Source organism: Laceyella putida, from assembly GCF_042665195.1.
Lineage (GTDB): Bacteria > Bacillota > Bacilli > Thermoactinomycetales > Thermoactinomycetaceae > Laceyella > Laceyella putida.
In genome coordinates, this window is sequence record NZ_JBHTBW010000040.1 from 98,076 (window position 1) to 108,218 (window position 10,143).

Annotated in this window: 12 protein-coding genes and 1 pseudogene; 9 read left to right on the forward strand and 4 right to left on the reverse strand. The window is 51.6% G+C overall.

Features of this window, described 5'->3' with window-relative positions; genetic code table 11:
• Positions 1–81 precede the first annotated feature (81 nt).
• Both ACFQNG_RS12665 and ACFQNG_RS12670 read right to left on the reverse strand, forming a co-directional pair.
• Complete coding sequence (locus tag ACFQNG_RS12665; protein ID WP_379865497.1) at positions 82–261, reverse strand: hypothetical protein; 180 nt, start codon at positions 259–261, stop codon at positions 82–84.
• 55 nt (positions 262–316) lie between these two features.
• Positions 317–928, reverse strand: a complete 612-nt coding sequence (locus tag ACFQNG_RS12670; RefSeq protein WP_379865499.1) for a pyridoxamine 5'-phosphate oxidase family protein — start codon at positions 926–928, stop codon at positions 317–319.
• A gap of 91 nt (positions 929–1,019) precedes the next feature.
• Between ACFQNG_RS12670 and ACFQNG_RS12675 the strand changes: the two genes are divergently transcribed.
• A complete protein-coding gene (locus ACFQNG_RS12675) occupies positions 1,020–2,459 on the forward strand; it encodes an aminotransferase-like domain-containing protein (RefSeq protein ID WP_379865500.1) in 1,440 nt (479 codons plus the stop codon).
• A 73-nt stretch (positions 2,460–2,532) separates the two neighbouring features.
• Positions 2,533–2,697: pseudogene (locus ACFQNG_RS12680) on the forward strand (class I SAM-dependent methyltransferase); the annotation flags it as partial.
• Between the two features lie 192 nt (positions 2,698–2,889).
• Here the strand turns inward: ACFQNG_RS12680 and ACFQNG_RS12685 are convergent.
• Positions 2,890–3,210, reverse strand: a complete 321-nt coding sequence (locus ACFQNG_RS12685; protein ID WP_379865501.1) for a YnfA family protein — start codon at positions 3,208–3,210, stop codon at positions 2,890–2,892.
• Between the two features lie 191 nt (positions 3,211–3,401).
• A complete protein-coding gene (locus tag ACFQNG_RS12690; protein ID WP_379865504.1) occupies positions 3,402–4,058 on the reverse strand; it encodes a DUF975 family protein in 657 nt (218 codons plus the stop codon).
• A gap of 330 nt (positions 4,059–4,388) precedes the next feature.
• Between ACFQNG_RS12690 and ACFQNG_RS12695 the strand changes: the two genes are divergently transcribed.
• The 7 genes from ACFQNG_RS12695 (at position 4,389) to ACFQNG_RS12725 (ending at position 10,028) form a co-directional block, all read left to right on the forward strand.
• Positions 4,389–5,063, forward strand: coding sequence for a 7-carboxy-7-deazaguanine synthase QueE (locus tag ACFQNG_RS12695; RefSeq protein ID WP_379865517.1), 675 nt, complete (start codon positions 4,389–4,391; stop codon positions 5,061–5,063).
• Positions 5,064–5,759: a 7-cyano-7-deazaguanine synthase QueC gene (gene queC / locus ACFQNG_RS12700; RefSeq protein ID WP_379865506.1), complete on the forward strand. Its 696-nt coding sequence runs from the start codon at positions 5,064–5,066 to the stop codon at positions 5,757–5,759.
• Positions 5,760–5,764: 5 nt separating this feature from the next.
• Positions 5,765–6,151, forward strand: coding sequence for a 6-pyruvoyl trahydropterin synthase family protein (locus tag ACFQNG_RS12705; protein ID WP_379865507.1), 387 nt, complete (start codon positions 5,765–5,767; stop codon positions 6,149–6,151).
• 12 nt (positions 6,152–6,163) lie between these two features.
• Positions 6,164–6,655: a preQ(1) synthase gene (queF, locus tag ACFQNG_RS12710; RefSeq protein ID WP_379865509.1), complete on the forward strand. Its 492-nt coding sequence runs from the start codon at positions 6,164–6,166 to the stop codon at positions 6,653–6,655.
• 305 nt (positions 6,656–6,960) lie between these two features.
• Positions 6,961–8,388, forward strand: coding sequence for an RtcB family protein (locus ACFQNG_RS12715; protein WP_379865511.1), 1,428 nt, complete (start codon positions 6,961–6,963; stop codon positions 8,386–8,388).
• Between the two features lie 72 nt (positions 8,389–8,460).
• Positions 8,461–8,877 carry a BrxA/BrxB family bacilliredoxin gene (locus tag ACFQNG_RS12720; RefSeq protein WP_379865519.1) on the forward strand — a complete coding sequence of 139 codons (417 nt, stop codon included), beginning with the start codon at positions 8,461–8,463 and terminating at the stop codon, positions 8,875–8,877.
• Between the two features lie 110 nt (positions 8,878–8,987).
• Positions 8,988–10,028, forward strand: a complete 1,041-nt coding sequence (locus tag ACFQNG_RS12725; protein ID WP_379865513.1) for a glycine-rich domain-containing protein — start codon at positions 8,988–8,990, stop codon at positions 10,026–10,028.
• Positions 10,029–10,143 lie beyond the last annotated feature (115 nt).

The window sequence follows — 10,143 nt, forward strand, 5'->3', positions numbered from 1 at the left end:
GCGGCGGAAAGGTTTGGCGCAACTGAAATGCGAAGAATAAAGAAGAACGCCCTGGGTTTGGTGGGCGTTCTTTCCACATGCTCACAATTCGACTTCAAAACGGTTCACCAGCAGGTCTTTGATGCGGTTCACTTGTTCTTGATGCCATTCATCGTCATAGTCTTTCAATTGTTTATAGGCTTGATGCAGGGCGAACTTGATGACTTCCGCCTCATCCGCGGTAAAGGTCCAAATATACATATCATCAGTCAGTTTCTCCACATGATTCCCTCCTCATTTTCAGTCTGGACAAGGATAGGAAGGATTACCCATGCCGTCATGATTTTTTTAAGTCGTCCTGTTGCGTTCGCCCGGCATAAAAGAGTTCTTCCAAGTTAGAGGGATCGTGTTTCGCCGTGATTTTATCCGGAACCAAGCGATAGACCACCGTTTTGCTGCCCATGCCGGAACGGTATTTCTCCACATGGGCTTCAGCCAACGGGGATGAAAAGTACCCGGGAACATATTTGGACAGCATGGCGTCCAGGGCGTGGGTGGCTTCGGTGAGATCGCTGACTTGTTCAATCGCGCCAAACAGCATGACGCTGGTATAAGAGGTGCCGGTCTCAGCCGGGATGGTGGATACTTTGGTGCCGTGTTCTTCAGCGATGGTAAAGCAGAGCGGACCCGTGGCCGCGCACAGGGCATCTGTTTTTCTGCCGCTGTCGCTGCCGTGGAAATAAATGGATCCCTGATGCCGGATGTAGTTGAGTGGGACCACATAGGTTCCCTCCTCATCCACCAGGCCCAGATAACCGACACGGGCGGTGCGGAGCAGGCGTTCCATCCTCTCTTCATCGTGGGTTTTTTTCGTTATGCGGCGCATGGGACGCCCAGCTTCTTTGTTTAATAACATGTGAAATGGACAAGCGGATGAATGTGACTTCAATTGGGTTCCTCCTCCATCCATTGTTCTGCTCAAGAGAAAATGGCAGAACAATGAAGGCAAATTTTTAAGAGTATAGGGAGGGGAAAGGAGATTGTCAATTCCTTTTATTCATCTGGATCGGGCAAGCCGGGTTTCCTTGGCTGAGCAAATCGCGCAGCAAGTGGTGGAGTCCATTCGGTCTGGCCAATTGAAAGCGGGAGCATCCCTGCCGACGGTGCGTTCATTGTCGCGGCGGTTGCAAGTGAGCGCGGAAACGGTGCAGAAAGCATACCGTATCCTGCAAGAAGAAGATTGGATCACGAGCCGGACCCGCCATGGGACGGTCGTCAATCCGCGCCTGTCTCCCCATGTGCCGCTCATTTCCCCCAAGCGGGAGCAAAATCGGTTTCAACTGCTGGCGCGGATCAAAGAGGCGGCCCGATTGCCGGGGATGTTTCCGCTATCCGGAATCTCGTTGCCGCCGGAGGAGGAGATCGCCCGCATCTTAAAACAGGTGGCCAGCCGGGCGGTGGAAGCTTCGTGGCAAGTGGAATCGCACGACCCGTTTGGCTTGTCGGCATTAAGGTCCAAGATTCAAGGATTGTTGGCAGGGCGGGGCTTTTGGACGGAAGTGGAGACGATTTGCATGGTGAACGGGAGCCAGCAGGCCATCTCCCTTGTGGCGGAACAATTGCTGTCGCCAGAAAGTGCGATCGGCGTCCCGGATATGGGGTATTTGCCTGTGTTGGAAGCGTTTCGGGACAAAGGGGCGCGGTTGGTTCCGATTCGGCATGACCATACGGGAATCGATATCGCGCATTTGCGGGCGATGTGTGAAGCCCACCCACTTCGTGCCTTATATGTGATGCCGCATGGCCAGTACCCGACAGGAAGCTCCTGGAGCGAGTCCAAGAAGCGGCAAGTGTTGCAGCTGGCGCGGCAGTTTCAATTGACCATCATAGAGGATGAATATTATGGGGAATTGTATTACACCCCGCGTCCCCCCTTGCCGCTGGCGTGCCTGGCCCAAGAAGAACCGGGAATCGAGGTGATTTATGTCTCTTCTTTCAGCACCATTCTGCATCCCAATGTGCGGTTAGGCTATCTGGTGGTGCCTTCGGTTCATATTGAACGGTTTCGGCGCGGCAAATACCTGTCGGACACGGTTACCTCGGTGATTGGGCAACAATTGGTGTTGCAGGTGTGGGAAGAGTTGGAACTCGCTCATTATCTGGAGCGGAGGCGCGGGCAATTGCGCCAGGCGCGGGATGAATTGCTCGCCAGCTTGCGGCGTTGGTTGCCGCCAGCGTATAAAGTGGTTCCGCCTGAGATGGGAGTGGCCGTATGGGTGTATGCGCCTGCTACTTTCTGCGGGCTCACCTTTTTTGAGCGTTGTCTTCAAGAGCAAGTGTTTGTCATGCCGGATCAAGCGTTTGCCGTGGTCAAGCCCGTGCGCGGCTTTCAAGTGCGCTTTGGCCATATCCCACACGCCATGCTGGAGGAAGGGGTTAAACGGGTGGGAAGGATTTTAGCGGGGATGGGGGTGAAGTAGCCTGTTTGGAAACGATGGGGATGATGATGTTCTCGCCAATGCTGACGCTCCAAAAATCACTTGCGAGACTCGCTATCGGGTGCGGTTATTGGAGTACTGTGATGAGCGGGGCCAATTCCACCATACGGACTGGGACCCGCGTGATGGGATGATCTATCGGTCCTATCGGTTTGATCATCGCAATCAAGGGGGGAAGCTGGGCTTTGTCTCGTTGATCGCGGATGCGGTGAAGGTGTGACTTGGGAAGTTATAGAAAAAGGGACATCGGGTTTGGCGAAAGTTCCGCCAAGTAATGTGTCCACGAATCTCTAATAAGTTAAATGTAGTATCCGGATGATAGGGAAATGCCAGAATCGAGCGGAACAGGATCAATGCATTCTTCCTTTTTCCCATCCATCGACGCCATAACTAACTTCTTCGCCGCTTCCATTTAATTTCTCGGTCCCCATAACATCACGGCCACGCCCATCAGGCAAATCGCTCCGCCCAGCCAGTCATAAAAATCAGGGGTCTTCTTATCGACCCCCCATCCCCATAATATGGACAGCACAATAAAAATGCCCCCATAGGCGGCGTAAACGCGACCGAATGAAGGAAAGGTTTGGAATGTGGCGATCACTCCGTACAACACCAATGCGAGTCCGCCCATGATGCCGAAAGGGTAGGGTTTGCCTTCCCTCAACCAAAGCCATACGAGATAACCTCCGCCAATCTCCGCGATCCCAGCGAGCAAAAACCATAGGATGGTCATGGATTCACTCTCCTTCTGTTTTGTGAGATATTTTCTAGTATATCCTTTGCTGTTGCCGGTTGGCGAAAGTTCGGCAAGTGAGGGTTTCTTCGTTCTCATCCGCATCCCGAAATTTCCTTGCTTGTCGGTTGGCCAATTCATGGATGAAAAAAGAGCCATCCACATGGATGACTCTATTTGTGTTCCACCCATCACTCTTGGACCGGTGCCGGTTCTGCTTGATTGCGCAGGTTAAGATAAAACTGCGCCGAGGTGGCCGACATGTAAGGGGCAATCCAGAGGAAGCCGATCCCGAGCGTCAAAATGCCCAGAAGGGCCCAGCCAATAAAGCTCAGTTGCAGGACGAAGTATTTCCACTTGTGCCCATCCATCATTTGTCGGCTTTTTGTGATGGCTTGATGGATCGAAAGGTTGGGGTCGTCATTGATGAGATAGTAGGTCATCGAATAGGAGTAGGCTTTGATGATACCAGGGATAATCAACAGCAAAGACCACAACAAGGTGTAGAGAATCGTGAAGAAATACGCACCCACGGCGCGAAAGTATTGTCTTCCGCTGGTGAAAAAGGTAAAGATGTCGGAAAACCGCGTTCTTTCATAACGGCTGAGTTGCAGGAAGACTTTCACTTCGCCAATGGTAAGCGCGCTGACGACCAAATACAGCCAAAGGGGCGACGCCAGGTCTTTCCATGTCGTTTGGACTTCATAGTGTACTTCTGTTGAATAAGGCGGAAAGAATTCCAAAAAAACGCTGGCGATAAAGACAAATAAGGTAATGGCAACACCGAGCCCCCAATTTCCCTTAAGGGCGTTTCTTGCTTCTTGTTTCAGTTGTCGTCTCGTTTTCATGCAAGCCTCCAAAATGGAATGGATTTTAGAAAAACTGGACTTCTTATTCTATTTCAAACTATATTTATGTGTCAAGAACAGGAGAATGTGGAAAAAGCCTGCGGAGCAGTCAGCGAATAGCGAGCCCAGACCGTCCGCATCCCAGGCGGTCTTTCGCTTTTTTTTGATTGCCAATCATCTTCCTATTGCAGAGAGGGAAGCCCTTTTGCTAGCATGGCTAGTAGGTTGTTTTTCATAGAGGCAACTGTTGGTGTTGCCCCATTTTGTTGCAAGAGAAGAGGTGCATTTGTGCCACAAGCGCATCGATCCATAGATGAAGTGAAAATCCCCATGGTGGAAATATTCCAAACGGTTGAGGGAGAAGGGACACGGGCGGGGTATCCGACGACGTTTGTGCGGGTGTTCAACTGCAACCTGCGCTGCACATGGTGTGACACGCCCTACAGTTATGCGCCCGCCAAACCGGAGTATTTCGCCACGATTGCCGACATCGTCAATGAAGTGAAGCGGTATGGCAACCACCACATTTGCCTCACGGGTGGCGAACCGCTCATTCACGGAGAGAAATCGCTGCTCCTGATCCAAGCTTTGGCGCGCGTGGAGGAAGTGCGGGACCTTCACATCGAAACAAACGGAGCCATCCATCTGGCCCCGTTTCACGAATGGCGGGAAGCCGAGCCCGATCTGGGGAAAAAGGTGCGGTTTGTCCTGGATTACAAATTGCCAGCCAGCGGGGAACAGGACAAGATGATCGAGGAGAACTTCGCTTTCCTGCGCGAAACGGATGAAGTCAAGTTTGTCATCGCGGATGAGGCCGATTTTGATGTGGCGGTGCAGGTGGTGAACCGGCTGGTCAAACGGGGTGTGCCGCTGTTCAGTCCCGTTTGGGAGACGATGCCGCCCGCCCGCCTGGTAGAATTGATGTTGGCAGCACATCTGACGCATGTGAAATTGAATTTGCAATTGCATAAAGTCATCTGGGATCCAAACGCAAGAGGAGTGTGAATGGACATGAGCAAAAAAGCCGTGATCGTGTTGAGCGGCGGTTTGGACAGCACGACTTGCATGGGGATGGCTCAGGCGGAAGGATATGAGCTGTACCCCATTACCTTTTATTATAATCAACGCCATGATAAGGAAGTGGAACACGCGCGGAAAGTGGCGGCACACTATGGCGTGGCTGACCGCCACAAAGTGGTGGACGTCTCCTTCCTCGGCCAAATCGGTGGCAGCGCCCTGACGGATCAGTCGATGGAGGTGCCCACGTCCGGCGTGGGTGACGAGATTCCGTCCACCTATGTGCCCGCCCGCAATCTGATCTTCCTTTCGCTGGCAACCGCCTATGCGGAAGTGATCGGGGCCAAGGTGCTGTACACGGGTGTCAATGCAGTCGATTACAGCGGCTATCCCGATTGCCGACCGGAATTTATCCAGTCGATGGAGGAGACGATCAATCTCGCGACGAAACTGGGCGTCACCTCTGATGAGAAATTGCGGATAGAGACGCCGCTCATCTCGCTGACCAAAGGCGAAATCATCGAGCGGGGCCTTGCGCTCGGTGTTCCCTATGAATTGACGACTTCTTGCTATGTGGGGGACGCGGAGGCTTGTGGGGAATGCGACAGCTGTCTCTTGCGCTTGAAGGGGTTTGCGGAGAATGGCGCTGAAGACCCCATCCCATATAAAAAGAAGATCGGGTGAGAACGATGCCTGGGAAATATACGTTAGTCAAACACTTTTGGATTTCCTGCGCGCACCGTGTGCCTGGCGCGGGAAAATGTGAACGGCTCCATGGGCACAATTACAAAGTCACTTTTTGCGTGGAAGGGCATGAATTGGACGAACAGCAGATGTTGATCGACTTTCGTCAGGTGAAGCATGCAATTGAGGAAAAATATGATCACCATTTGTTGAATGAGTTTCCGGAGTTTGACCCGGAACAAGGGGGGCATGCCCCGACAACGGAGAAAGTGGCGGAAGTGTTTTTTCTGGCGATCGAGGAGTTATGCCGTCAAAAAGAGAACCGACCCAGCGTCAAATGGGTGGAAGTGGAAGAAACCAATGAAGCGTATGCCCGTTATGAACGGGTGTGAGGAGGAAGCGCGATGAACGAAAAACAACAGGCGGAACTCAATCTCCATGCCCTCGGCGGCAAAACGGAGTATGACTTCCATTATAATCCTGATGTGTTGGAAACCTTTGACAACAAACATCCCGACACGGATTATTATGTGAAGTTCAATTGCCCGGAGTTCACCAGCTTATGCCCCATCACCAATCAGCCGGATTTTGCCACGATTTATATCAGTTATGTGCCTGACCAAAAGCTGGTGGAAAGCAAATCGCTCAAACTGTATCTGTTCAGTTTCCGCAACCATGGGGATTTCCATGAGAACTGCATTGTGACGATCATGAAGGATTTGATCGAGAAAATGGATCCCAAATATATTGAAGTCTGGGGCAAATTCCTGCCGCGCGGCGGCATCAGCATCGACCCCTATGTCAATTACGGCAAGCCGGGAACGCGTTGGGAACGGATCGCCGAACAACGATTGGCGCAGCACGATTTATATCCCGAACGCGTGGATAATCGGTAAAAGAACCGCTCCTGGAGCAAGCAGGCTCCGGGGGCGTTTTTCTTAGGGGTGCATTTCCAAAAAAAATTTTTCGCTCCGTTTCGGTGAGGTTCTTTTTGAAAAATTTCAAGTGAAAAATGGGTTCCTACAAAAAAAGGTGTATAATTATTCAGATGGAGTGGCTGTTTCCACGGGCATTTGAGTCAAAAAAATGAGTTTTGTCACGAATGTGTCAGTGTGCGTTTCATTTCGCCAACCCAGTTACAGGATTCTCTCTTCGCGACTCTTGCGTGATGATTACTGACTTAAAGGAGAAGAGAGTGCACATGATCAAACAACATGACAATAACCACCGTGAACTGTCGTTGCCACATGGAACATTGCATGTCTTTGCCAATGAAGAAGTGTTCGCTTCATTGGAACAACGGGTTTATGACATGGCGGATAACAATTTGCGCATCCCGCGCAATGTGTATATGAGCTATACCCCCGATGCCCATGTGGGGGTGGGCACGTGCATAGGGACGACAGCGGTATGGAAAATGAAAGACGGATTTGTCTCCCCCTCCATTGTCGGTTCCGATATCGGTTGTGGGATGAGGGTGCATTTGACACCGCTAAGGGAGGAAGACATTCAGTCTAAGTCGCTCCGGCGTGAGATGATTGAATCGATTGAAAAGGTTGTTCCCGTCAACGAACGCCAATCTTCCGCTTATCAAGATGTGGAGATCGAAAAGGTGGTGGCCGAGGGGATCGAGGGGTTGCCCGTCTCCTACATCCCGGATGAGAAGCCATCGAAAAAGAGCCGTTCCCTCACCCATGTGGAACATGCCAAGTTTAAGTTTGACACGGATTATCTCGAATATATTCCAGAGAAGATGTGGAAGCGCGGTTGGCAAACGATCGGGACGTTGGGTGGCGGAAATCACTTTGTTGAGTTGCAGGCCCTCTCCATCAATGAAGAGAAGCGGGATATCGCGGAAAAATGGGGCATGTTTGACGGACAAGTGGTGGTGATGATCCACTCCGGTTCCCGTGCCTGGGGCGGGATGATGGGACCCCAATACACCCGTGACTTCCGTCGCGCGATGGAGATGTGGGGAATCGAAAATCCAGATCCCACCTTGGTGTATGCGCCGATCCAGACGGACGAAGGGCAACGGTATCTCAACCTGATGTACTCCGCCTTGAATTATGCGGTAGTCAATCGTCACATGATTGCGTTTGGCGTGCGCCAAGGCTTAAAGGACGTGTTTGGTTCCGACTTTGAGATGCCCGTCTTGTATGACTTGATGCATAACTATGCCTTGCAGGAGTTTCACCGCAACCAAGCGATGCTGGTTCACCGTAAAGGCACGACGCGCGCGTTGCCGGCGGGTCATTTCCTCAATGCCAAACCTTATAAGGAAACGGGTCATCCCGCGCTCATCCCCGGTTCGATGGGCACCTCCTCTTATATCATGGTGGGGGAAAAGGCTGGAGAAAAGAATTTCTATTCCATTTGCCACGGAGCGGGGCGTGTCCGTTCGCGCAAAGCGACGAAACAAGTGGTCACGATCGAGCAATTTGCCCAGTCGATGAAAGTGGGCACGGATGAGGAGATTTTGGTCAACCAACGGACCTTGAGAGACATTTTGGACGAGTGTCCACAGGCGTACAAAGATGTTGACCAAATCATTGATTCCGTTGTCGGCGCGGGTTTGGCATCGGTTGTGGCCAAGTGCAAACCGCTGGCCGTCATCAAAGGGATTTAAGTTCAGGCAGGGATGGGATAGAATAAAGGAAAGGAGGGAAGAGAAGTGACAGAAAACTTTTACCTGCAACAAATGCAGATGATGGTTCAACATATGCGTGATGAACTGACTTCCATCGGCGTGAAGGAACTGCGCACTCCCGAAGAAGTGGATGCGGCGCTGACAGGGGAAGGCGCGCAAGGAACCACCCTGGTTGTGGTCAACTCGGTGTGCGGTTGTGCCGCCGGTTTGGCTCGGCCGGCCGTCGCGCTATCGTTAAAACATGATAAAGTGCCGGATCATTGGTATACCGTATTTGCCGGCCAAGACCGGGAAGCGACGGAGCGGGCGCGCTCTTACTTTGAAGGGCAACCCCCATCGTCCCCGTCGTTTGCGCTCTTAAAAGATGGCAAGCTGGTACATATGGTACACCGCCATGAAATTGAAAACGTGCCACTTGAAGAAATCGCGGCCAATCTGACCAGCGCTTACGATAAATATTGTGATTAAACGAGGGGCTCCCCGAGTTGTCGGGGAGTTTCTCACTTTTTAAACATCTGCCAGTGCCCAACCGCTCGGAAATTGTTTACAATAATAGATGAAGCGAAAGGGTGATCATCATGGAGGTAGTGGCCTTTATTTTGCTGGCATTTTTTATTGCGATCATCATTTTGGTCAATGCGCTTTACCGCTCAGCCAAAAAGCCCCGCCCCAGACAGGTGTATACCTTGCCGGACTTGGGGATGCAAGAGCACAATGAGGAATTTGGCCAGGAATTGAAAGCGTTCATTGAACATTTGGACAAATCCTTGGATGAAACGTATGTGGAACGCGTAAAAGAACGGGTGATTCGGGAGCATAAAATTAGTTTGACGGAGTGGGATAACCGTTGGTTTGAGTGGAAGCGGTATTTGGTGATAACGGCGCTCATGAAAAATGTCCCGATGTACAGCCGGGAAGTGGATGAAGTGTGGCATGAGATGCTGATGTTTACCCGCGAATATGACGATTTTTCGCGCCGCTTCCTGAAGACGACCTTGCACCATGCCCCCAATGACGGTGACCAGCCGTTTAATCCCCATGAGCGGGCCTGGTTTGACACAATCTATGTCTGTCTGTTTAAGCCGACCAAATTCAGCGTGCAAACATGGGGCGCTTTCTTGCGCCATCCGCTCCATCGCGATGTGATCCAAGAGTTGAAAGAGGAATCCGTGACGGAGATTGCCAACCGGTATTTCAATGCGCATACTCAGGAAAATGTGCCGCATGTCGGCAAGTTGGTTTCATTCCTTATTCACTATCTGAAAGAGAAATTGGCCAAGATAGACGAGGCGGTGGCGAAAGAAGGCCCAAGCGTGAGCCGGTTCAAGCGATACCGCCATTCGTTGGTGCCGCATCCAGATGAGGCCCTCATCATGTTGACCGGTGTGCTGTTTTTATCCACTTACCATGAAGACGAGTTTGCCGCGCAATATCAGAGGCTCCAGTTGAGGTCCAGCACAGATGGCGGCAGTCACACCTACAGCGGCTGTTCCTATGTTTCAGGTTGCTCAAGTGGCAACGATGGAGGAAGCGGTGGAGACCATGGCGGTTCCAGTTGCTCCAGCTCCAGTTGTTCCAGTTCCAGTTGTGGCGGCGGGGGATGTGGCGGATCATCGTAACCAAAAAAGCCATCATCAAGTCAGACTGACTTGATGATGGCTTTTTTTCAGCGTGCCCAGCAAGCCGTTAATTGCTAGTTGGTGAAAGTCCAACCGAGGTAAGAGCCAAGTCGCC

Coding starts and splice junctions, on each gene's coding strand:
- queF (WP_379865509.1), top strand. CDS start 6,164: ATGAACGAAAAACAACAGGCGGAACTCAATCTCCATGCCCTCGGCGGC.
- ACFQNG_RS12705 (WP_379865507.1), top strand. CDS start 5,765: ATGCCTGGGAAATATACGTTAGTCAAACACTTTTGGATTTCCTGCGCG.
- ACFQNG_RS12720 (WP_379865519.1), top strand. CDS start 8,461: ATGCAGATGATGGTTCAACATATGCGTGATGAACTGACTTCCATCGGC.
- ACFQNG_RS12690 (WP_379865504.1), bottom strand. CDS start 4,058: ATGAAAACGAGACGACAACTGAAACAAGAAGCAAGAAACGCCCTTAAG.
- ACFQNG_RS12715 (WP_379865511.1), top strand. CDS start 6,961: ATGATCAAACAACATGACAATAACCACCGTGAACTGTCGTTGCCACAT.
- queC (WP_379865506.1), top strand. CDS start 5,064: ATGGACATGAGCAAAAAAGCCGTGATCGTGTTGAGCGGCGGTTTGGAC.
- ACFQNG_RS12685 (WP_379865501.1), bottom strand. CDS start 3,210: ATGACCATCCTATGGTTTTTGCTCGCTGGGATCGCGGAGATTGGCGGA.
- ACFQNG_RS12725 (WP_379865513.1), top strand. CDS start 8,988: ATGGAGGTAGTGGCCTTTATTTTGCTGGCATTTTTTATTGCGATCATC.
- ACFQNG_RS12695 (WP_379865517.1), top strand. CDS start 4,389: ATGGTGGAAATATTCCAAACGGTTGAGGGAGAAGGGACACGGGCGGGG.